Annotated in this window: 18 protein-coding genes; 10 read left to right on the top strand and 8 right to left on the bottom strand. The window is 46.3% G+C overall.

Going from position 1 to position 22,452, the window contains the following annotated elements; translation table 11 throughout:
• Positions 1-77 precede the first annotated feature (77 nt).
• The 4 genes from hutI (at position 78) to hutH (ending at position 5,609) form a co-directional block, all read left to right on the top strand.
• Complete coding sequence (gene hutI / locus ViNHUV68_RS06020) at positions 78-1,289, top strand: imidazolonepropionase (protein WP_391089898.1); 1,212 nt, start codon at positions 78-80, stop codon at positions 1,287-1,289.
• On the top strand, positions 1,282-2,280 hold the full coding sequence (gene hutG, locus ViNHUV68_RS06015; RefSeq protein ID WP_391089896.1) for a formimidoylglutamase: 999 nt from the start codon (positions 1,282-1,284) through the stop codon (positions 2,278-2,280). The genes hutI and hutG overlap by 8 nt, the downstream gene beginning before the upstream one ends.
• A gap of 84 nt (positions 2,281-2,364) precedes the next feature.
• Complete coding sequence (gene hutU, locus ViNHUV68_RS06010; RefSeq protein WP_038174368.1) at positions 2,365-4,062, top strand: urocanate hydratase; 1,698 nt, start codon at positions 2,365-2,367, stop codon at positions 4,060-4,062.
• 11 nt (positions 4,063-4,073) lie between these two features.
• On the top strand, positions 4,074-5,609 hold the full coding sequence (gene hutH, locus ViNHUV68_RS06005; protein ID WP_391089894.1) for a histidine ammonia-lyase: 1,536 nt from the start codon (positions 4,074-4,076) through the stop codon (positions 5,607-5,609).
• 53 nt (positions 5,610-5,662) lie between these two features.
• On the opposite strand, the gene ViNHUV68_RS06000 is transcribed toward hutH, so the two are convergent.
• From ViNHUV68_RS06000 to ViNHUV68_RS05990, 3 genes are all read right to left on the bottom strand, one after another.
• Positions 5,663-7,273 carry a trypsin-like serine protease gene (locus ViNHUV68_RS06000; protein ID WP_391089892.1) on the bottom strand — a complete coding sequence of 537 codons (1,611 nt, stop codon included), beginning with the start codon at positions 7,271-7,273 and terminating at the stop codon, positions 5,663-5,665.
• A gap of 145 nt (positions 7,274-7,418) precedes the next feature.
• Positions 7,419-7,880 carry a methyltransferase gene (locus ViNHUV68_RS05995; RefSeq protein ID WP_391089890.1) on the bottom strand — a complete coding sequence of 154 codons (462 nt, stop codon included), beginning with the start codon at positions 7,878-7,880 and terminating at the stop codon, positions 7,419-7,421.
• A 66-nt stretch (positions 7,881-7,946) separates the two neighbouring features.
• Positions 7,947-10,979: an FAD-linked oxidase C-terminal domain-containing protein gene (locus ViNHUV68_RS05990; RefSeq protein WP_391089888.1), complete on the bottom strand. Its 3,033-nt coding sequence runs from the start codon at positions 10,977-10,979 to the stop codon at positions 7,947-7,949.
• 200 nt (positions 10,980-11,179) lie between these two features.
• Between ViNHUV68_RS05990 and ViNHUV68_RS05985 the strand changes: the two genes are divergently transcribed.
• The 5 genes from ViNHUV68_RS05985 to ViNHUV68_RS05965 all read left to right on the top strand — a co-directional run bounded on the left by ViNHUV68_RS05985 (position 11,180) and on the right by ViNHUV68_RS05965 (position 15,033).
• On the top strand, positions 11,180-11,860 hold the full coding sequence (locus ViNHUV68_RS05985) for a DUF3334 family protein (protein ID WP_038174375.1): 681 nt from the start codon (positions 11,180-11,182) through the stop codon (positions 11,858-11,860).
• 164 nt (positions 11,861-12,024) lie between these two features.
• Complete coding sequence (locus ViNHUV68_RS05980; RefSeq protein ID WP_038174376.1) at positions 12,025-12,708, top strand: DUF2786 domain-containing protein; 684 nt, start codon at positions 12,025-12,027, stop codon at positions 12,706-12,708.
• Between the two features lie 144 nt (positions 12,709-12,852).
• Positions 12,853-13,521 carry an OmpA family protein gene (locus tag ViNHUV68_RS05975; RefSeq protein ID WP_391089886.1) on the top strand — a complete coding sequence of 223 codons (669 nt, stop codon included), beginning with the start codon at positions 12,853-12,855 and terminating at the stop codon, positions 13,519-13,521.
• A 127-nt stretch (positions 13,522-13,648) separates the two neighbouring features.
• On the top strand, positions 13,649-14,677 hold the full coding sequence (locus ViNHUV68_RS05970; RefSeq protein WP_391089884.1) for a hypothetical protein: 1,029 nt from the start codon (positions 13,649-13,651) through the stop codon (positions 14,675-14,677).
• Positions 14,678-14,847: 170 nt separating this feature from the next.
• The gene (locus ViNHUV68_RS05965) at positions 14,848-15,033 is read left to right on the top strand and encodes a hypothetical protein (RefSeq protein ID WP_038174379.1); all 186 of its coding nucleotides are present in this window, start codon (positions 14,848-14,850) and stop codon (positions 15,031-15,033) included.
• 75 nt (positions 15,034-15,108) lie between these two features.
• On the opposite strand, the gene maiA is transcribed toward ViNHUV68_RS05965, so the two are convergent.
• From maiA to hppD, 4 genes are read right to left on the bottom strand one after another with little or no spacing between them, the layout of a single operon-like run.
• Entirely contained in the window at positions 15,109-15,759 is a 651-nt protein-coding gene (maiA, locus tag ViNHUV68_RS05960; RefSeq protein WP_391089882.1) for a maleylacetoacetate isomerase, read from the bottom strand.
• Entirely contained in the window at positions 15,752-16,765 is a 1,014-nt protein-coding gene (locus ViNHUV68_RS05955; protein WP_391089880.1) for a fumarylacetoacetate hydrolase family protein, read from the bottom strand. Before ViNHUV68_RS05955 ends, maiA begins: the two co-directional genes overlap by 8 nt.
• Positions 16,766-16,779: 14 nt before the next feature.
• A complete protein-coding gene (locus ViNHUV68_RS05950) occupies positions 16,780-17,910 on the bottom strand; it encodes a homogentisate 1,2-dioxygenase (RefSeq protein ID WP_391089878.1) in 1,131 nt (376 codons plus the stop codon).
• Positions 17,903-18,976 (bottom strand): 4-hydroxyphenylpyruvate dioxygenase, encoded by a 1,074-nt coding sequence (gene hppD / locus ViNHUV68_RS05945; RefSeq protein ID WP_391089876.1) that lies wholly within the window; start codon positions 18,974-18,976, stop codon positions 17,903-17,905. Before hppD ends, ViNHUV68_RS05950 begins: the two co-directional genes overlap by 8 nt.
• A 450-nt stretch (positions 18,977-19,426) precedes the next feature.
• Here hppD and ViNHUV68_RS05940 point away from each other — a divergent pair, with 450 nt between their 5' ends.
• Positions 19,427-20,533: a M20/M25/M40 family metallo-hydrolase gene (locus tag ViNHUV68_RS05940; RefSeq protein ID WP_391089875.1), complete on the top strand. Its 1,107-nt coding sequence runs from the start codon at positions 19,427-19,429 to the stop codon at positions 20,531-20,533.
• Between the two features lie 75 nt (positions 20,534-20,608).
• On the opposite strand, the gene ViNHUV68_RS05935 is transcribed toward ViNHUV68_RS05940, so the two are convergent.
• A complete protein-coding gene (locus tag ViNHUV68_RS05935; RefSeq protein ID WP_391089873.1) occupies positions 20,609-22,399 on the bottom strand; it encodes an EAL domain-containing protein in 1,791 nt (596 codons plus the stop codon).
• Positions 22,400-22,452: the final 53 nt, after the last annotated feature.

The raw sequence follows: 22,452 nt of genomic DNA, 5'->3' as shown, positions 1-22,452 counted from the left end.
TTTTTGCAACATCACACTTGTACAAATTCTATCTCTGAAAGCATAATTGTATATACATTTAATTATGAGTAACAGTGATGAGTTCTATCAATGACCTAGTATTAACCAACGCATCTATGGTCACTATGGCGCCAGGTGCAAATGGTTACACGGTATCAGCACCGTGCAATATTGGCATTAAGCAAGGTCGTATTGATACTCTTAGCCAGGCTCCCATCAAGGCGCATTCCAGTTTTAACTGCCAAGGCAAATTGGTGACCCCCGGTTTTATTGATAGTCACACGCATCTGATTTTTGCTGGCAGCCGTGCCGACGAATTTGAGCAACGTCTCAACGGTGTCCCTTACCAACAAATTGCCCAACAAGGTGGCGGCATTCTTTCAACCGTCAGAGCCACTCGTGATGCCAGCGAAGCGCAATTAACCGAGCTTGCTCTACCTCGTCTTGATGGGCTAATCCGCACAGGCGTTACCTCCGTTGAAGTTAAATCGGGATATGGCCTAACCCTTGATGATGAAATAAAGATGTTGCGCGCCGCCAAAGCGCTTGAAGCCCATCGAAAAATTCGCGTCACTACGACACTATTAGCCGCACATGCTTTACCCCCTGAGTTTACAGGTCGCGGCGATGCTTACATTGACTACGTCTGTCAGACGATCATTCCATTGGTTGCCGAGGAAAAGCTCGCGACCAGTGTTGATGTTTTTTGTGAGTCGATCGGGTTTAACCTTAAGCAAACCGAAAAGGTGTTCCAAGCGGCGATAGAACATGGTTTAAAAGTCAAAGGTCACACCGAACAACTGTCAAACTTAGGTGGCAGCGCATTAACGGCGCAATACTCGGGGTTATCAGTTGATCACATCGAATATCTTGATCAAGCAGGCGTCGAAGCATTAGCAAACTCGAGTACCGTGGCTACATTGCTTCCGGGTGCATTTTACTTCCTCAAAGAGAAGCAACAACCACCGATAGAACTGCTGCGCCAGTACCAAGTACCTATGGCGATCGCAACCGATTTGAATCCAGGCACTTCGCCGTTTGCCGATTTAACCATGATGATGAATATGGGGTGTACTCTGTTCGGTCTGACCCCAGAAGAGGCACTTCGCGGTGTTACCTGTCATGCTGCTCAGGCTTTAGGTTATGGTAACTCTCGTGGTCAAATTCAGCCTAAATTTGATGCTGATTTGGCGATTTGGGAAGTCTCACATCCGGCTGAATTCAGCTATTTCCAAGGTGCGCCACGGTTATCGGCGCGCCTAGTTGCAGGAGAGTTAGATTATGTCTAAGCCAGTCAAGACTCACCAAGATTTCCATTGGCAAGGGCGCCACGACGCTGAAGATGGTGCCCATGGCAAGCGCGTGCATCATGTAGTCAAGAAAATGCAAGTGGAGCAGATTCCATCACACAGCAACGCTGTAAGCTTACTTGGTTTTTGCAGTGATGCTGGCGTCGCACGCAATAAAGGTCGTATTGGGGCCAAGCACGCACCTGACTTAATCCGCCGCGCTCTGGCCAATATGGCTTGGCATCAACCACACTCACTGAACGATCTGGGTAATGTTATTTGTGACGATGATTTGCTCGAACAAAGTCAAACAGAGTGTGCTGAGGTTATTGCCCTTGCGCTAAAATCGACGCCTGTGATTACGCTTGGTGGCGGGCATGAAGTGGCTTGGGCATCGTTCTTAGGCTTAGCCAAATACTTTGAGTCACTCAATGTCGCCAAGCCACCTAAAATCGGCATCATCAATTTTGATGCGCATTTTGATTTACGCGCATTTGAAAGCCAACAAGCCGAAGTGAAACCCAGCTCTGGTACACCGTTCAATCAAATTCAACACTACTGTGCACAGCGCCAATGGCCTTTCCATTACGCCTGTCTAGGGGTAAGCCGAGCGAGTAATACTGAAGCCCTTTTCACTCGAGCCGACGAACTGGGCGTTTGGTATATCGAAGACAAAGATCTTGCTCATCACAACCATATTTATCATTTGACTCAATTGCAGCACTTTCTCGATAACTGTGACTACCTCTATCTCACCATCGACCTCGATGTGTTCCCAGCAGCCACAGCGCCGGGCGTCAGTGCTCCAGCCGCGCGAGGGGTCAGCATCGATATGATCACACCGTTTATGGAGCGAATTTTACATTACAAACACAAATTAGTGATCGCCGACATCGCCGAATACAACCCTACTTACGATGTCGACAGTCAAACCGCCCGCCTTGCTGCAAGGTTGTGTTGGGATATCGCCAACGCTTTTTCAGAACAATAACACCTAGGCCAGAAACAACGAGGAACAAGAGTAACCTCTACCCCTCGTTTAGCCTAGATACCGTCAATCACAAGGAGTATTACCATGACACAGCGCCAAGTTGAAGAGATGCGCCTCGATACAAGTCGAACCATTCGTGCCCCTCACGGCACAGCATTGAGAGCGAAATCTTGGCTGACAGAAGCCCCTCTGCGAATGCTGATGAACAATCTAGACCCAGATGTGGCTGAACATCCGCATGCACTGGTTGTCTATGGTGGTATCGGCCGCGCTGCGCGTAACTGGGAATGTTACGACAAAATTGTTGAGGTACTTGAACGTCTTGAAGATGACCAAACCCTAGTGGTGCAATCAGGTAAACCTGTGGGCGTCTTCCCAACGCATAAAAACGCTCCTCGTGTACTGATCGCTAACTCTAACCTTGTGCCACACTGGGCAAACTGGGAGCACTTTAATGAGCTCGATAAGCAAGGTCTGATGATGTATGGCCAAATGACTGCGGGTAGTTGGATTTACATCGGCTCACAAGGCATTGTGCAAGGTACCTATGAAACCTTCGTTTCCGTTGCCAAGAAGCATTTTGATGGCAATGCCAACGGTCGTTGGGTGCTTACTGGCGGACTTGGTGGTATGGGTGGCGCGCAACCACTCGCAGCAACAATGGCGGGTTTTTCGATGATCGCTGTTGAGTGTGACGAGTCACGTATCGATTACCGTCTCAGAACTGGTTACGTCGATAAAAAAGCCACCAGCCTCGATGAAGCGCTATCAATGGTTTACGAATCAGACACTCCAATATCGGTTGGTTTGCTTGGCAATGCTGGTGATGTGTTCCCAGAACTGGTTGAACGAAATATCACGCCAGATGTAGTGACAGACCAAACCTCAGCGCACGATCCACTCAATGGTTACCTACCAATTGGCTGGTCAATGCAACATGCGGCGCAATTACGCTTAACAGACGAAGCGGCGGTAGTTAATGCGGCCAAAGAGTCAATGGCGATTCAGGTTCGCGCCATGTTAGAGCTACAAGCTCGCGGCGCGGCAACACTGGATTACGGCAATAATATTCGTCAAATGGCTCTAGAAAAGGGCGTGGAAAATGCTTTCGACTTCCCAGGCTTTGTTCCCGCTTATATCCGCCCACTATTTTGTGAAGGCATTGGGCCGTTTCGCTGGGCAGCACTGTCAGGCGATCCTGAAGACATTTACAAAACAGACCAAAAAGTTAAAGAGTTGATCCCAGATAACCCGCACTTGCACAACTGGCTCGACATGGCGCGCGAGCGGATTCAATTCCAAGGCCTGCCTGCACGTATCTGTTGGGTTGGGCTCAAAGATCGTGAGCGTTTAGGTCAAGCCTTTAACGAGATGGTCAAAAATGGTGAATTGAAAGCACCAATTGTGATCGGTCGTGACCACTTAGACTCTGGCTCCGTTGCTAGCCCTAACCGAGAAACAGAAGGTATGATGGATGGTTCTGATGCCGTATCAGATTGGCCACTGCTTAACGCCCTATTAAACACTGCTGGCGGTGCCACTTGGGTTTCATTGCACCACGGCGGCGGCGTTGGCATGGGCTTTTCACAACACTCAGGAATGGTAATTTGTTGTGATGGTAGTGACGATGCGTCAGAGCGTATTGCTCGCGTATTACACAATGACCCAGCCACTGGTGTTATGCGTCATGCTGATGCGGGCTACGATATTGCAAAACGCTGCGCCGCCGAACAAGGCCTAGACTTACCGATGTTAAACGAAGAACTGCGCAAGCTTAAATAAGGATTATTTAGATGTTAAACCTCAATCTTAAGCCAGGCCAATTGAGCCTACCGGTATTGCGTCAGATTAGTCGCTCACCGCTCAAGCTCTCTCTTGATCCTAGCGCGATACCTGCGATTGATGAGAGCACTCAAGTTGTTGAACAAGTCATTGCCGAAGATCGCACCGTGTACGGCATCAATACAGGCTTTGGCCTACTGGCGAATACACGAATTGCACCTGAAGATCTTGAAACGCTGCAAAGAAGCATCGTGCTTTCTCATGCAGCCGGTATCGGTAAGTTTATGTCCGATGAAACCGTGCGTTTAATGATGGTACTTAAAATCAATAGCTTATCACGCGGCTATTCTGGTATTCGTCTAAAAGTCATTCAAGCGCTGATCGATCTGGTCAACGCGCAAGTTTACCCGTGTGTGCCACAAAAAGGCTCAGTAGGCGCATCAGGCGACTTAGCCCCACTGGCACATATGAGCACTGTTCTGTTAGGTGAAGGCCAAGCGCGTCACAATGGCGAGATAATCTCTGGCCAAGAGGCACTCAAAATCGCGGGACTAGAACCCATCACTCTCGCGCCAAAAGAAGGCTTAGCACTACTCAACGGCACACAAGCCTCAACGGCGTTTGCGCTTGAAGGTCTGTTTGCCGCAGAAGATCTCTTTGCCTCTGCCACGGTGTGTGGCGCAATGTCTGTAGAGGCCGCACTCGGCAGTCGCCGTCCATTCGATCCACGGATTCACCGCGTGCGCGGTCATCGTGGTCAAATGGATGCAGCAACGGCTTATCGCCACCTGCTCGATACCAGCAGCGAAATCGGCGACTCACACACTGGCTGTGAAAAAGTACAAGATCCATACTCGCTACGTTGTCAGCCTCAGGTAATGGGCGCATGTTTGCAGCAAATTCGTAACTCTGCAGAAATCCTGCAAGTTGAAGCCAACTCGGTATCAGACAACCCATTGGTATTTGCTGAAGATGGTGACATCATCTCTGGGGGCAACTTCCACGCTGAACCAGTGGCAATGGCGGCGGATAATTTAGCGTTAGCCATTGCTGAAATCGGCAGCTTATCTGAGCGTCGTATGGCGCTGCTGATTGATAGCGCACTGTCGAAACTGCCTCCTTTCCTTGTTGACAACGGTGGCGTTAACTCAGGCTTTATGATTGCCCAAGTCACCTCGGCGGCGCTTGCCAGTGAAAACAAAACCTTGGCTCACCCAGCGTCAGTAGATAGTTTGCCAACCTCGGCCAATCAAGAAGACCATGTATCTATGGCAACATTTGCTGGTCGCCGTTTGCGTTATATGGCAGAAAATACCCGTGGAATTTTGGCCGTGGAATACTTGTCCGCCGCGCAAGGTATAGATTTTCGCGCACCGAACAAGTCATCGCAACGCATTGAAGAGGCTAAGCAGATTCTGCGTGAAAAAGTCACGTTCTACGACAAGGATCGATATTTTGCGCCTGATATCGAAGCGGCCAACTCACTGCTAGAGCTTGCCGTTCATAACCATTTGATGCCAGAAGCGCTACTGCCTAGTGTGATATAACACTGTACGCCTAAGTAAAAACAAAACGCCCCACAATTATGTGAGGCGTTTATTTATCTGCGTCTTGCTGCTACAAATAATAAAAGCAAGCTGAACCAACCTAAGCTACCGCCACCACTCGAACTAGTGCCGCTGTTTGCGCTGTCATCCACTTTACGGAAATTCGAAATATACGCTGCATCATCACCGGAAGCAATTGAGGAATCTTTAGAATAAACAAACTTAACTTGGTTTAACTCTCTAGTTAATGATAAGTCATAGGTAAACGCCGTCTCTCCGCTCACTCCACCTTGAGTATCGCCATTGATATATAAATACAGTTCATCAGCTGAGGCTTCCGTTGATAGTTGAACATCCAACTTGTATTCTCCTGCAGCAACCCCTTCCAGAATCAATGTCGACTGCTGAGAGTGACCTATTGCAGCAGAGCGTACACCATTGGAGCCATAAAGTATCCATGGATTGTCATCGGCATAAATAGTGACGTTACTTACCCCCAATGCATCCGCTAAAGATGCGTCACCACGCACTGCAGCTTCTACTTCAATCACTTGCGAAAGACCATAGCTGGGGTCTGACCCCTTTGTATATTGCATTTGAGTATAAAAAGTCTTTGTCCCATAACTTAGTAAATTAAAGCGGACCGTCATAGAGCATGACTCGTTTGTCAGCAATGTCCCTTTGGTTAAGCAAGTATTGTTTATGACATCAGCCGTTTCAATTGAGTTAGAGTATGCCCAAGCGCTCTGTGAGAAATTAACTGGTTCTGAATCATAATTAGTAAACTTAACAGTATGGCTATGGGTACCAAGGTTAAAATAGCCTATATGTTCGTACGAAACATAGCTCAAACCATTTAATACTGTAGCAATCCAAGATTGATACTGGCTTAAGTTAGTATAAACACCATAGCTATTTTGCTCTCCACAACGTCTATTCCCCCAACTTACTAGGCCTAACTGAATGCCAGTATTTTCTACAATAATTGGCCCTCCACTATCCCCGCGACATGAATCAAATCCTTCATTGGTAGTGCCAGCACAAAAGCTTGTCGCCAAGATCGAATCTTCGACCCCATTCATTGTTTGACTGCAGGTTGTTTGATTAACCAGTGGTACTATGACTTCCTGAAGAATAGCTGGCGTCGTATGATCGCCATAATCAGGCGTGGTAGATCCCCACCCTGCCACTTTGAGTGAAGTACCATCTGCTGTTGCTTGACGCGAATCTGCAGCGGCTAGTGACACCGGCACTGCTTCATTCGATGAAACTGCTCGCTCCAACTCCAATACCGCTATGTCATTATCTAGCGTGCTGGAATTATAAAACGGATGAACAATCACGGACTTCACCGAAACGCGATAGCCCTCATTCGGCGAGTTATTAAGGTTATTGATCCCAACGATTACATCTAGACCTTCTTTTACTAGGTCATCCACACAATGTGCAGCTGTAAGAACGTAGCGGTCTTTGATCAGACTACCACCACAGAACTGACCATCGTAAGCACTTTGATTTTTCTTAACTAATGCGGCGATATACGGCCAATCAGATTGGCTAGCTGGTGTTCCATCAATAATGTATGGGGTAACTTGAGATGCAAAAGTAACAGGAGCTGATAGGCAGTATGTACCTACTGCTAAAGGGACAAGCCAACGAGACATATTGAAAGTGTTTCCTAGTTATAAGTGATTTATATTTGAGCTAGATTTATAACTAAAAATAACAACAATTTACATTGATTAGATCAATTAATTTGAACTAAAACATTTGCATTGAGCATTTACTCAAAAATGAGACGCATTGTGCTTATATCCAACGTCTTACCCGCTGTTTGTAATCAATATATTGCGCACCAAAAATGGCTTCAAGCGCCCGTTCTTCTGGGAGGATTTGAAAGCGGTTCATATAGAGGATAAAGCTAAAGCTAAAGACGATTGAAAGTAGGTTTTGTTGCCAGTAGCCAAAACCAAACAACAACAGAAATAGACCGAGATACATCGGGTTGCGTGTGTACGCAAAAATACCGCTTTCGACCATGGATGAAGCACCGTCTACTTTGACTGGATTCACCGTGGTTTGCGCACGACGAAACTGATATACCCCTGCAATACCAATCACGCCTGAAACGACAAAGCACAGTAAAAAAACCATACCATTCAATGGCAAGTTAAGGTGGAACGCCAAAAACTCTCGACTGATAAAGTTCATCGCAACGATAAACAGAACAAACAGTGCCACTGGCGGTATTTTTGTTTCAAGCTTGCCCATTTAACGACCTTAGTTGCCATAGTATTACTAAAAAATAGCTCAACCGAATCGGTTGAGCTATTTAAATTAGAGTATTTGCAATAGCGCCTGAAGAGGGTGTTTAGTTTTAACCTCTTCAAAACGTTTCACTTGGCTGCGACACGAATACCCCGTGATTAAGCAACGCTCTTTGTCCAAGGGTTCAAGTTTAGGCTTCCAACTGAGTCCATAGATGTCTTTCGACATTTGCAGTTTATCGACTTCGTGACCAAATGTGCCCGCCATTCCACAACAACCAACCGCAACCGTATTCAATCGCGCACCAAAGTGGCTAAAAATAGTGCCCCACTCTTTCTCGGCATTTGGCATTTTGGTCTTTTCAGTACAGTGGGCAAACAGATACCAAGGTTGCTCATCCGCGCACTCGCGCACCTCATACTCATGCAATTTTGGCTCTAACCATTCATGCACCGTCAATACTTGGAAATCGCCGCGCTTGTCGCCAAGCACCTCTTGATACTCATCGCGGTAACAAAGCACTAATGCAGGATCTACCCCAACCAGCGGAATGCCGATATCAGCAACCTGCTGAAGAAACGCCGCGGTATTGGCGGCACTCGAGGCAAATTGCTGCAGGAAACCTTTGATGTGTTGCGCCTTACCATTAGGCTTAAATGGCAACAATACCGGCGTTTTACCCAGTTTGGTGATCAAAGCTGCAAAATCAGCGACCACCTGAGCATCATAGTAGCTAGTGAATGGGTCTTGAACAATCACCACATGATTGGCTTTGTCTTGCTTAGACAGTGCAGCCAGCTGCTGTAAATCAAACGTTTTGAGCCCAGAGACCTGCTGTTTAAGCGTAGGAACCGACAACAACGGCGAGTCGACATAACCTACGGTTTTCGCCGTTAGATCTTGCACCCATTGCTGCTTTAACGCTCCGTTAACCAGCTTTGGTGCTTTAGCAAGTACGGGCAACATGGTTTCAATATTGGCGACCAAATAGTCTTTAACTGGTCGTTGATAACGCGAGTAGTAAAGGTTGAGAAAGCGCGAGCGAAAACTTGGCACATCAACCTTAATCGGACATTGGCTCGCACACGCTTTACAGGCTAAACAGCCATTCATCGCTTCATACACTTCGTGCGAGAAATCATACTCATGACGTTTATTGATAGTATTGCGCACACGATCAATCATCGACTTAATCGAACTACTGTTCTCAAGCGCCTGTTTTTCTAGATCAAGAACATCAATCCCTTGCTCCGTCAACTGGCGTAACCATTCACGTACTAACCCTGCTCGACCTTTCGGTGAGTGGCGACGGTCAGCAGTCACTTTCATCGAAGGACACATTGGCGATGAGGTGTCGTAGTTAAAGCACAAGCCGTTACCATTACATTCCATCGCCTGTTTGAAACTATCACGCACCTCAACATCAATCTGACGATCAAAGTAACCACGTTTGGTGTCTGTCACTTTAACCAACTCTTCATTGCTATTGAGTGGTGTACAGATTTTACCCGGGTTCATTTTATTGTGCGGATCGAAAGCTGCTTTGACCCGGCGTAGCTCAGTAAAGAGCTCTTGACCAAAAAACTCTGGCCCATATTCAGAACGATACCCTTTACCATGCTCACCCCACATCAAGCCGCCATACTTGGCAACCAGCTTCACCACTTCATCAGAGATTTGATGCATCAATGCTTCTTGTTGTGGATCGCACAAATCGAGAGCCGGACGCACATGCAGTACCCCTGCATCCACGTGACCAAACATACCGTAATTAAGTGACTTCGCATCAAGCAGCTCTCGGAATTCAGCAATAAAATCAGCTAAATTTTCTGGTGGCACACAAGTGTCTTCGGCGAACGCGACAGGTTTAGCACGCCCTTTCGCCGCGCCAAGTAAACCAACTGCTTTTTTGCGCATATTATAAATACGGCCAATGCTTGCCAATTCACTGCAAACTTGATAACCGATGATACCGGCCTGATTGTCAGCCAGCATCACATCAAGACGCTGGCATAAATCGCTGACTTGCTGATTCACCTCTTGCTCATCTTGGCCGGCAAATTCAACCATATTGATGCCTTGCATCTCTTTGCCAGGAACATCTGTTAACAAGTCGCTTACGGTGTGCCAAACGATATCTTGTTTAGCAAGATTGAGTACTTTCGAATCAATCGTTTCCACTGACAAAGCTTGCGCTTCAACCATTAATGGCGCGTTGCGCAGCGCTGAATCAAAACTGTTGTATTTAATGTTAACCAAAGTTCGCGCTTTAGGAATCGGCGTTAAATTGAGCGTAGCTTCTGTAATGAAGGCTAACGATCCTTCAGCGCCGCACAGCACGCGGGTCAAATCAAAACGATCATTTTCACTATTCAGAGCGTTTTTTAAGTCATAGCCTGTCAAAAAGCGGTTCAATGGCGGAAACTTTTGCTCAATTTGAGCGCGCTTTTCACGACACACTTGCTCGGTGGTATGGTAGGCATCAAACGCATACTCGCCTTCGGTTGGCATACCATGAGAAAGATCCGACTCTAAACAAGAACCATCGGCAAACACTGCTTGCAGAGACAACACATGGTCAGAGGTTTTTCCGTACTTCAGTGACCCTTGTCCTGACGCATCCGTGTTAATCATACCACCCAGTGTCGCGCGGTTACTGGTTGATAGGTCAGGCGAAAAAAAGTAGCCAAAAGGACGCACCGCATCATTAAGTTGGTCTTTGATGATGCCCGTTTGCACACGAACCCAACCTTGTTCTTGGTTGATTTCTAATACCTTATTCATGTGACGAGACAAATCAACCACGATACCTTTGGTCAGTGACTGACCGTTAGTTCCGGTACCACCGCCACGTGGTGAAAAGGTTACACGCTCATAGTGAGACTGCGTCGAGAGCTTACCGATTAACGCCACATCGCGAGTCGATTTCGGATGTACCACTGCTTGTGGAAGTTGTTGATAGACACTATTGTCAGTGGCAACGGCCAGTCGGCTAGAATATTGGCTTTCAATATCACCACTAAAGCCGGCATTTTTGAGTTCTTCCAGAAAGGTAAGAACGATCGGATCAACATCCGATTGAGAATGTAGTCTTGGTAACATTTGCTTCCTGCCCCTACGACGCTGATCCTATCAGCACTGGGTTCGTGTGGTTTAAACTATTATTTGAATCAAGTCACTGTACAACATTTAAAAGGGTGATCAAAACAGAAATGTAATGTCACAATGGCAATACTCGCATTTTTTTCCCACACTTATAACTATCTCTATTGTTTGTAAGTATCTCTATGAGCGAATCACCAATGAAAAGAAATAAAGTAGTCACCACAGAAGATATTCTTTTAAAGTTATGCCAGTCTGTTTCTGGTGTGCTCACTTCGGCCACCAGTTCGAACGTTACTTACTCTGCTATGGTGCAGAAAATTACTAAAACCAGCCTTAAGCCGGACTTCGGCTGTTTTGTGCTGTTCGATGGTGGGTTTTCGGGTCTTGTTGTCATTAACTTCACTTCAAAAGCCGCATTGGAGGTATACACCAATTACATGCGTAATATGGGTATGCCTGAAGATGAACTTGCGGTATCGCATACCTCAGACGAAGTTGCTGACGTGTTGGGTGAACTGATGAACCAACTGGTGGGTCACTTTACCAACCAAATACGCAAAGATCTGCAAACGCATATCACCCAGAACCAACCCAAAATGCTCTCTTTGAATAAACAGGTCAATTTGTCAGTTGATACCAATTTAGACCGCCCGCAAGCACGTCGCGTAACCTTTTCAACTGAGAAAGGTCATATTTTCTACCTTGAGCTTGCCATGGACAAAACTGAATTCATTCAACTTGAAGAGTTTGACATTGCCGAAGATGAGTGTCCTGATGATATCCTCGAGCAAGCTCAGCAAAAGATGAAGCAAAAACAAAAACCACCAGCGGCGAAACAAGATAACTCGGACGATCTTTTTGACGAGCTGGGTATTTAATCCTTAAAGTTCAACTATATCGATGTGATAAAGGCTAGCGTAACTTTCGTTAGCCTTTACTGTTTACTAAAAATACCGTTTAAAACACATATCCGATTTCCGTTTTTGCTCTGAAAACGGTAAAATGTGCGACTTTGTCAATTTAGTGAGATTTGATGCGGTCGATGGATAAACAAAAAGCCCTCAAAAAAATTGCGAAATGTCTAGAACTCGGTAATTCAGCCAACATTAACGAAGCGGCCAACGCGATTAAAATGGCCCATAGCTTAATGATTAAATATGGTCTGGATAAAGACGATATCGAGTTCATTAAGATGGGAAAAACCCAGTCGACTCACTTACTCCCTGCCAACGTGAGCTCCACTCTGCTGCGCATTATTCGTGGTATTAATACTAAGTTTGGCGTTGAGGCCGTATTGCTCAACCATAAAGGGCTTAAACGCGTTGAATATATCGGTGAAGCAGATCGCGCCATCTTTGCCGCGTTTGCCTTTGACATTATTTACCGTGAAATGAACGAACAAACTGGTCGGTTCCGTAATAGTTTTGCTGGCACTGGCACACCAACGACTGAAGTTACTCGCCGAGTTAATTCATTTCTCTCGGGTTGGGTTGAAGGTGCTATCGAAAAACTACCGATTATTAGCCCTGACGACGAATCCGCCAAAAAAATCGACGATTATATCGACAAAGAATTTCAGAACATCGATCGTGAAACCTTTAAGCAACAGCTTAGAGAGGCGATGAAAAACCTCACTGACGATTATGAAGTTGGTTTTAAAAAAGGGCGTACGGTTTCAGTTAACCGCCCTATTAATGGTGCACAAGCGCCAAAAATGCTGAGATAGTACAAACTTTATTCATCAAACGTTAATCTATTGTCAATTAATCTATTCATCAATTGACAATAGATATAGCATCCGCTTTATTCAGGGAACACATTGATCAAACTCGGTATTGGTCAAACTAAAATGCCACATGGAGATGTTAACGTGAAAAAAATTACGCTTGCACTAGCAGTCGCTATCGCCCTTTCTGGTTGTCAGGCAACACAACGCCAAAATGCGACAACAGGTGAGACAGAAACCAATTCTGCCGCTCAAGGAGCTTTACTGGGTGCCATTGCAGGCGCGGCAGTAGGCCTTGCAACAGGTGATGATGCAAAAGAGCGTCGTCAACATGCATTGATCGGTGCTGCGGGTGGTGCAGCTGTCGGTGGCGGTGTTGGCTACTACTTTGACCAACAAGAAGCAGCTCTGCGTAAAGAACTCCTCGACTCAGGCGTTCAAGTAGAGCGCGTCGGCGAAAACCAATTGCTGCTTCGGCTTGAGAACGGCATCGGTTTCCAAACTAACTCTTACCAACTAGACACTAGCATTCATAAAACATTGCGCGGTGTATCGCGTATCTTGGTCGAATACCCAGACACAAGCTTAGTGATTGATGGCCACACCGACAGCACAGGCAGCGATACGACCAACCAAATTCTATCTGAGCGCCGTGCTGAGTCGGTACGCGCATACTTAGTGTCACAAGGTGTCGCCGCAGGCCGTGCCGTTGCGCGTGGTAATGGCGAACGCTACCCACTTTGCAGCAATAGCACTGCGGATGGTCGAGCATGTAACCGTCGTGTCGAAATTCAAATTTTGCCGCTTAAATAGTTAAGTGTAAAAAAGATAATCTCTAAATGGCTTCTTCGGAAGCCATTTTTTTACACCTTATACCTATTTTACTGGGCGAATTGATATACTAAACAGATAATTTATCTTTTTAGCATCTGAGGTTACATTGCGACGACTTCCCTACCTGCTGTTAATCCTCTCATTATCGAGTGCTGCTCAAACCGTGGAGGAACTGCAGCAAAGTGCCCAAAACAACAATGTTCATGCACAACTAGAGCTGGCCGAGAAGTATGATCGCGGACAAGGTGTCGCACAATCCGATAGCGATGCATTTTATTGGTATCAACAAGCCGCGCGCAATGGCAGTCAAACGGCTGCACTAAACCTTGGTCAGTCTTATCTTGATGGTACTGGCACAAACCGAGATATGGAAAGTGCGATTTTTTGGCTGACTAAAGCGGCGATGCTAGGCAATGACCAAGCGCCAGCGCTACTTGGTCAAGTTTATGAACAACTGACTCAACAAACCAATCACTTAGATTTCGCCGAGCTGTGGTATCAAGAAGCGGCAAAAAATAATCCTCAAGCTGAAGATGATTACGCGCGCGTACTTGAGCAGCAATTTAATGACCGCCGAGCACAACAAGTCGCCACTTTAGACCAATTGGAAGTGGCCTTCGACGCTGAGCAAATAGAGCTGAGCCCGAACGCCAAGTCGGTGTCGCACAGCCAACAAAGCGAAAATACCACGTTATACGCGTTGCTCTCGCTACTGCTACTTGGTGCTATTGCCGTCGTCAGCTTGTTGCGAAGCAACCACAAACTCAAACAAACCGTCCATGTGAGTGATAATGATCAGCAACGCCAACAGCTAAAAATGGAACGCGATTTAAAACGAAAAGACCAAACTCTGGCTCAACAAAAGCGTCAACTTGAAACCCTATATCGCCACATTAAGAAACTACAGACTGCAGGCAGTTCAGCCACGTCAACAGCGCCTAGCAAAGACAATCCGCTTCACATCGCATGCGCGGTATTTGGTTTTCATCCGGCACAGATCCCCAACGAAAAACTGATAAAAGTGCGCTATAAGCAGCTCAGCAAAATTTATCATCCTGACTTGAAAGGCAGTGAAGACGAGATGAAGCGTTTGAACCAAGCTTTAAAAATCATCCTAAAAAACGTTAACAAATAGTTACAAATTCGCATTTCCCTTGTATTAACTTTCCGGCACAGTCGAAATTAAAAGGCAGCGCAATCGATCACCCTCCCATTACCGATAACAAACAATTAACTTAATAAGCGGTGGCATGGCATAATATGTCGCGAAATGAACACCTAATCAATAAAGGTGGGGAGAGTTCTATGTTTAAGATTGAAGGTATGTGCGACTGGTGTAAAAAACCTAGTATGCTGACCAAACACAATTATGTGGACGGTAAAAGTCACCACTCTTGCCAAGAGTGTAATGATCTCGCGACACTGGATGTGCGCCAATTTAACATTGCTGAGTTACAACACAGAGAGCGCCAAATCAGCGCATCACGCTAACTCGCACTGTTGATGAAACAAAGACGAACAAAGCCACCTCGAATCGGTGGCTTTTTGCTTTTTTGACACAAGCTATCATTCACTGGCGTCAGGCTGTTGCTCTGGCACTGCTTTGGCAAAAGCAGGCAACTCACTAAGTGACGCGGTAACGCGACAAATGGTCGGATACGCTGTTAATTCGATATTAAAGCGCCTGGCATTGTAAACCTGAGGCACTAGGCAGACATCCGCTAAAGAGACATCATCACCAACACAATAACGTCCGTGCGTGGTTTGCAGTCGTTTTTCAAGCGCTTCAAACCCCAACTCAACCCAATGTGAATACCATTGAGCCTTGTCGTGGTCAGACACCTCCAATGTTCCCGCTAAATACTGCAACACGCGTAAATTATTGAGAGGATGGATATCAACTGCAATATCCTGCGCCAACGCCTTAACCAGATAACGGCGCGCGGGGTCAGTTGGCGTTAACAATAGCTGAGGATAGGTCTCATCAAGATAATCGATGATTGCCAGTGATTGATTAAGCGATAGTTTGCCATCGACTAACACTGGCACCAATTGATTCGGGTTGAGCTGCTTAAACGCGCCGCTGTGTTGCTCGCCACCATTTTTAACTAAATGGACACTGCGCTGCTCATAACTCAAACCTTTAAGGTTGAGCGCGATTCTGACTCGGTAGGCAGCCGATGAGCGCCAATAGCCATAGAGAATCCGCTCACTCATACTTCACAACCTGTTGATCGATAGCGCCAAAAATGGAGTGCCCTTGGCGATCTTTCATTTCCATTTTAATCCGGTCTCCAAACTTCATAAACGCGGTTGAAGGTGAACCATCACGGATGGTTTCTATCATGCGCACTTCGGCAATGCATGAATAACCAACGCCCCCTTCGGATATCGCCGTACCATACTCGGTGCCCTGTTTGTTCGACACCGTTCCTGAGCCGATAATCGCCCCCGCACAAAGCGGTCGCGTCTTCGCTGCATGAGCGATGAGCTGCGCAAAATCAAACGTCATATCGATACCAGCATTCGGGCAACCAAACGGACGTTCATTGTAATAGCTCAGTAGCGGCAGATGCACTTTCGCACCATGCCAATCTTGCCCCAGTTCATCAGGTGTCACGGCAACTGGCGAGAATACCGACGACGGTTTGGATTGAAAGAAGCCAAACCCTTTACCAAGTTCATTCGGAATAAGGCAACGCAGCGAAACATCGTTAACGAGCATAAGTAAACGAATGGATTTAGCCGCATCTTGCGCCGACACTCCCATAGGAACATCATCGGTAATCACCGCGACTTCACCTTCGAAATCGATCCCCCACTCTTCACTCGCCACGGGTATATCATCGTAAGGCCCTATAAATGCGTCCGAGCCACCTTGATACATCAGCGGATCTTCCCAAAAACTTGGCGGCATCTCAGCACCACGCGCTTTGCGTACTAACTCGACATGATTAACATAAGCCGAACCGTCAGCCCACTGGTAAGCACGCGGCAGTGGCGATTCACACGACGAAGGTGTAAACGTCATTTCATGGAGCAATTCACCATTGTTGAGCGCGACATAGATTTCACTCAATTGCGCTTCAACATGTTGCCAATGGTCCAAGGCGTATTGCATGGTTTTCGCGATGTCTGACACCGCGACACACTTGGTTAAATCTTTACTGACGACGACCAACAAGCCATCGCGACTATTATTTTTTAGGGTGGCTAACTTCATACTCATTCCCTTGGTTATTTTGCTTGCCAGCTATACACATAGTGTTTGTTTTCAACTTGTTCGGCTTGCTCGCTAAACTGAAGAGCATGGCGAGTGTCGATCATCACCGCCACTTCATCAGTGAACTTTTTCTTGTATTCCTGACCTGCTTTGAACGCTTTGGGGTGCGGCCCATGCGTAAAGCCAGCAGGATGGAAGGTCACCATTCCGGCTTCAATATTGTCACGGCTAAAGAAGTCTCCTGCGTGATAAAACAGCACTTCATCGTAATCATCGTTGTTATGGTAAAACGGGACTTTTAACGCGCCCGGATCACTTTCAATCGGCCGCGGGACAAATGTGCAGATCACAAACCCTTGACCAACGAAGGTAGTATGCGCCGAAGGTGGTAAATGATAGCGATGCGACATCAGCGGTCTAATATCACGCCAGTTCACACGCACAACCGACAAATCACCATGCCAACCAATCGCATCCAGAGGATTGAAAGGGTACGTCACCACACTGACTTGCTCATGACGTTTGATGTGAACTTGGGTCGATTGTTCACTGTATTGATCTTTAAACGCTTGATCGATTGAGGGCACATCAAGCACGGCAGGATCGAAAATGGCGTGATTGCCGACCATGCCTTTTTCGGGCAAGGTGTACGCCGCATCGGTGTTCTCGATCATCAGTACGAACATTGGCTGTTGAGGCTCAAGGCGCCAGTTGGTCGAACGAGGAATCATCACATAGTCCCCTTCAACCACCTCTAGGTGACCATAATCGCAAAAAAGATCGGCTTTGCCTTGATGGATAAACAGCAGTTCATCACCATCAGCATTACGCACCAAGTGATCCATCGCAGTGTCGAGCTTCCACACGCGAACTTTACAGTTTGTGTTATGCAGCAGATGAGGAACTGCCCACGGCGAACTCTGCACTGACTGCTCGACCTGATTAAAGTTAAACGCGCGCGGTTTTAATTCGCCCTGCCATTCACTCCACCCTGTTGGCGCATGTTGATGGTGAAAGTGGGACGCCGGGCCAAAAAAGCCACTGCGCCCTGCTTCTCGTTCATAAATCGCTTGTTGCGGGAAGTCAGCATGCGCCTGCTTGGAGCACACTCCCTCCCGATGAGGGAATGTAATCCACTTATGCATTATCGAGTACTCCACGGCGAATTTGATCTTCTTCAATCGATTCAAATAGCGCTTTAAAATTGCCTTCACCGAAACCTTCATTGCCTTTGCGCTGAATGATTTCAAAGAACACCGGACCAATCACGGTTTGAGTGAAAATCTGCAATAAGATGCCATCTTTCATCGGGGCACCATCAATTAAGATTTGCAGATCACGCAACTGAGCTACATTTTCGCTATGCCCTTCGACGCGACTGTTGATCTTCTCGTAATAGGTGTCAGGTGTTGGCATAAATGCCATTCCACGCTCTCGCAAAGTTTGCACTGTTTTGTAGATATCATTAGTACTCAATGCGATATGTTGTATACCTTCGCCGTTGTATTCACGAATGAACTCTTCGATTTGCGACTTATCATCGGAAGACTCGTTGATTGGGATGCGTATTTTGCCGCATGGCGCTGTCATTGCGCGGCTAACGAGGCCAGTAAGTTTGCCTTCGATGTCGAAGTAACGAATTTCTTTAAAGTTACCAATACGTTCATAAAACCCAGACCACACACTCATGTTGCCCTGGCAAACGTTGTGGGTAAGATGATCGATCTCAAGCAAGCCAACATCCATGCTCGCTAAACGCTGTTGTGCGTCAGGATAGAAACGGAAATCAACATCATAGATGCTGCCGTCTTGATAGCGGTCGACAAAGTAAAGCAAGCTTTCACCGATACCGTAAATAGCAGGAATGCTCAATTCCATTGGACCAACTTCGGTCACATACGGTTCACCGCCATGCGCTATCGCGTGATGCATCGCAGCCGCCGAGTCAGCGACACGAAATGCCATACCACACACTGATGGACCGTGAATTTTAGCAAACTCATGCGCTTGACTGTGTGGTTGTGCATTGACAATAAAGTTCACATCCCCCTGTCGATATAACCAGGCCTCTTTTGAACGATGCTTAGCAACTTCAGCGAACCCCAGAGAGCCAAATAACTGTTTAAGATCTTGGATTCCTTTCTCATCAGAGGCCGTATATTCGACAAACTCAAATCCATCGGTACCTAATGGGTTATACACTTCGTTCATTTTTATTCCCTTATGATTGAAATCACTGCCGTGTCCACTCCTCATAATTTGGCTCAAGCGGGTGAAAAAATGAACCTATCACGTTTAATTTACTGTTAAATAAATGTTATTTTAAAGTGTAAAACACAAGCAACAATCGGTTAAATATCGCTAAATATCAAAACTTTAAACAACACCATGCGAGTAACGTTTTTTTTACAATTACATCGACTTGGTCGTTTACGCTGTTTTATTTACTTTAGCTCAACTTACATCCTGCCCATTTCGTCACTCTTTGCTTGATTGAAAGCGCTGTCATTGCCCCAATCAATCACTCCACGAGCCAATATTGACCTTTGCTATCGCTTGTTAAAAACAGCGCCAAAAGCAACAATAGATTGATATAGCGCATGCTCTCCAGTACCGCAGATCGCTATGTTATTGGCCTCTGTTCCTGAATGAGGTAGAACAATGACAACCATTAATCGCCAACGCCTGATGAATCACTTCTTTGAGTTGGTCAAAATTGACAGTGAATCTCGCAACGAAAAACGTATTGGTGAAGCTTTGGCTGAGCAGTTAGGTGAACTTGGCTTTGACGTCCACAAATTGCCTGTACCTGAAGCGATTTCCAACGGTTTTAATATCTACGCACGCCTAGAGGGTGAGCGACCTGATAGTGTCGTTTTCAGCTGTCATATGGATACGGTAACTCCGGGTATTGGCATTGAACCTGTCATTGAAGATGGGATTATTCGCTCTAAGGGTAATACCATTCTTGGCGGCGACGATAAATCTGGTATTGCGGCCATCATCGAAGCTGTGCGCGCGATCCAAGAGCAAAATCTTAATCACAAAACGATAGAAATCGCTTTTACCGTTCACGAAGAAGGTGGGCTGTTTGGTTCACAGCATTTTGATATGTCTTATATCCAATCAGACAAAGCCATCGTACTCGATAGTGGCGGTCCGATTGGTACGATAATCAATGCAGCGCCGGGACAACAAAAGATTGTCGCTAACTATATCGGCCGCCCTGCCCATGCAGGTCTGGCTCCTGAAGAAGGTATCAGTGCCATTCAGGTGGCAGCAGACGCTATTTCACAAATGAAATTGTTACGTATCGATGAAGAAACCACGGCTAATATTGGTATTGTTCATGGCGGTAATGCGACCAATATTGTAATGCCAGAACTTAAAGTGGTCGCAGAAGCGCGCTCTCTCAATGATGATAAGCTAAGCATACAAGTCAAGCATATGGTGGAAACGTTCCAAGCTGCAGCTATCAAACATGGCGCCGAGGTTAATATTGACTCGAGCCGCGCTTATAACGCTTTTGTCATTGCCGATGATCATCCACACATCGAAACAATTAAAGCGTCCTTCGAAGCCATAGGTGCCACCCCGTTCACCAAAGGCACTGGCGGCGGTAGTGACGCCAATAACTTCAATGCCAAAGGGCTAACCACGGTCAACATTTCAACTGGAATGGCAAAAGTTCATATTACTGAAGAGTTTATTGCTATCGATGACATGGTGAGAATCACCCAATTCGTTGAGCATTACCTGACTCATTAAGCCATAAGCTGACTGTTGCAATCATAAAGCCGCCTAACTACTGAGGCGGCTTTTGTTTATCCATCCTTGTAAGCCTTACTCTTTCGTCAGTTTAACTCGTCGGTCTTGGCGCGCCTCTTCTTTCATCATTGAAACAAACTCTTCAAACTTCAGTGGCCGAGAAAAGAGGTAGCCTTGATACTGATCACACACCTCTTCGCGCAATACATCCAGTTGTTGTTGATGCTCGACGCCTTCAGCAACTAACTTGATACCCAAACTGCGACCCATTTGTATGATTGTGCGTAGCAAGACACGATCCGAATGGCTAGAGGCACAATGATCGATAAAACACTTGTCGATTTTAATCACATCAACCGGTAACTGCTTCAAATACTTAAGGCTTGAGTACTCAACTCCAAAATCGTCAATAGCAATCGACACCCCAATCGCACGCAGCTGACGACAAATATCCGTGATGTGCTGAGGATCGCTCATTAACGTCGATTCGGTGATCTCCATCTGCAGTAAATGTGAAGGAAGTTGTGTTTCTTTGAGCGCTTTACACACGACTTCAAACAGATCGGAGTGAGCAAATTGCACCGTAGAAACATTCACGGCAACACATACGGCTAACCCTTGATCACTAAACTGTTTGGCCTGACGACACGCTTCATAAATGATCCAGTGACCAACCGGAACAATTTGCGTGGTTTTCTCTGCGATAGGAATGAACTCGGCTGGCGAAATCGGCCCAAGTTGAGGGTGGTTCCAACGCAAAAGCGCTTCAGCCCCCACCACTTTCGTACTCTGGACTGACACTTTCGGCTGATATAACAGCACGAACTGCTTACTGATCAATGCCGATTTAATCTCTGTCTCAATCTGATGCTGACGAATGATTTCACTAAGCAACTCATCATCAAACCAACACACCGCGCCCGCCCCTTCCGATCGAGCTTTGAACAAGGCAAAGTCGGCGTTTTTAGCCCATACCTCATGGTTGCCAAGTGCATCTTTCGCTAGGGCAACCCCAAGACAGTAAGCTAAACGATGTGAGGTATTATCAACTTGGAACATAAGACGATCATAACGAGTTAACTCATCGACAACCTCATCTAACTTGTGCGCCAATTCGTGGCTCTCAAGTAAAATCACAAACTCATCCCCGCCAAAGCGGTACACTCTGCCACTGTCCGCAACAATGTTTTTCACGTGCTGAGCAAACGCCACTAGCAGATCGTCGCCGTAACGATAACCAAGTCGGTCATTGACACTCTTAAACCCCTCAAGACCAACCTGAATCAAAGCAAAGTTGGCAGCGCTATCGGCGTTAACTCGCTCAATATCTTCGATGAAGGCATTCATGTTAGGTAACTTAGTTAGGTAGTCCGTTTGGCTATCTGTTTTAAACTTATCGGCTTGCTGACGCGTTTTGACATAAAAATAGGTCATTAACGTGGCGAATACCGTAATGGCGGTGACTTCTATTGAGGTCGATACAAACCATTCAAAGTCAGACACTGGCAGTTGATAAAGGGAAACGTTAATCAGAGCTGCGCACACTGCAATGGGCCACAACGAACCTGGGAAAAGGACGATATAACATAACGGTAAAAAGAATAGACACTCTCTGACTACGCTAAGCTGGAAGGGTTGAATCAATCCGCCCAACATAAACAACGCAACAGCGGCAAATGCGAAGACATGTTTCAAAGATACATTTCGAGTGTACAAAGCAAACAGTAAAAAAAACGGGAAGGCGTAATAGGCTATTTGCCACGGATGAGGTTGAGATAAGAGCGCATACGCCATTAGACCTACCACCACTAAATAGGCGATATAGGCTATCAATTGCATTCCTTCAGATACTTTAAACAGTTGCATGACCTGCCTTGATCAACTGTGCATTACTATAAACAGTAGCGTAATTTGAGACA

Source organism: Vibrio sp. NH-UV-68, from assembly GCF_042940635.1.
GTDB classification, from domain to species: domain Bacteria; phylum Pseudomonadota; class Gammaproteobacteria; order Enterobacterales; family Vibrionaceae; genus Vibrio; species Vibrio pacinii.
This window is presented reverse-complemented; position numbering and strand designations above follow the sequence as displayed.

Excerpts from the sequence above, each read along its gene's own strand:
- ViNHUV68_RS05935 (WP_391089873.1), bottom strand. The coding sequence starts at position 22,399 with ATGCAACTGTTTAAAGTATCTGAAGGAATGCAATTGATAGCCTATATC.
- hutH (WP_391089894.1), top strand. The coding sequence starts at position 4,074 with ATGTTAAACCTCAATCTTAAGCCAGGCCAATTGAGCCTACCGGTATTG.
- ViNHUV68_RS05985 (WP_038174375.1), top strand. The coding sequence starts at position 11,180 with ATGAAAAGAAATAAAGTAGTCACCACAGAAGATATTCTTTTAAAGTTA.
- ViNHUV68_RS05990 (WP_391089888.1), bottom strand. The coding sequence starts at position 10,979 with ATGTTACCAAGACTACATTCTCAATCGGATGTTGATCCGATCGTTCTT.
- ViNHUV68_RS05950 (WP_391089878.1), bottom strand. The coding sequence starts at position 17,910 with ATGCATAAGTGGATTACATTCCCTCATCGGGAGGGAGTGTGCTCCAAG.
- hppD (WP_391089876.1), bottom strand. The coding sequence starts at position 18,976 with ATGAACGAAGTGTATAACCCATTAGGTACCGATGGATTTGAGTTTGTC.
- ViNHUV68_RS05940 (WP_391089875.1), top strand. The coding sequence starts at position 19,427 with ATGACAACCATTAATCGCCAACGCCTGATGAATCACTTCTTTGAGTTG.
- ViNHUV68_RS06000 (WP_391089892.1), bottom strand. The coding sequence starts at position 7,273 with ATGTCTCGTTGGCTTGTCCCTTTAGCAGTAGGTACATACTGCCTATCA.
- hutU (WP_038174368.1), top strand. The coding sequence starts at position 2,365 with ATGACACAGCGCCAAGTTGAAGAGATGCGCCTCGATACAAGTCGAACC.
- ViNHUV68_RS05965 (WP_038174379.1), top strand. The coding sequence starts at position 14,848 with ATGTTTAAGATTGAAGGTATGTGCGACTGGTGTAAAAAACCTAGTATG.
- hutI (WP_391089898.1), top strand. The coding sequence starts at position 78 with ATGAGTTCTATCAATGACCTAGTATTAACCAACGCATCTATGGTCACT.
- ViNHUV68_RS05995 (WP_391089890.1), bottom strand. The coding sequence starts at position 7,880 with ATGGGCAAGCTTGAAACAAAAATACCGCCAGTGGCACTGTTTGTTCTG.
- ViNHUV68_RS05955 (WP_391089880.1), bottom strand. The coding sequence starts at position 16,765 with ATGAAGTTAGCCACCCTAAAAAATAATAGTCGCGATGGCTTGTTGGTC.
- ViNHUV68_RS05980 (WP_038174376.1), top strand. The coding sequence starts at position 12,025 with ATGGATAAACAAAAAGCCCTCAAAAAAATTGCGAAATGTCTAGAACTC.
- hutG (WP_391089896.1), top strand. The coding sequence starts at position 1,282 with ATGTCTAAGCCAGTCAAGACTCACCAAGATTTCCATTGGCAAGGGCGC.
- maiA (WP_391089882.1), bottom strand. The coding sequence starts at position 15,759 with ATGAGTGAGCGGATTCTCTATGGCTATTGGCGCTCATCGGCTGCCTAC.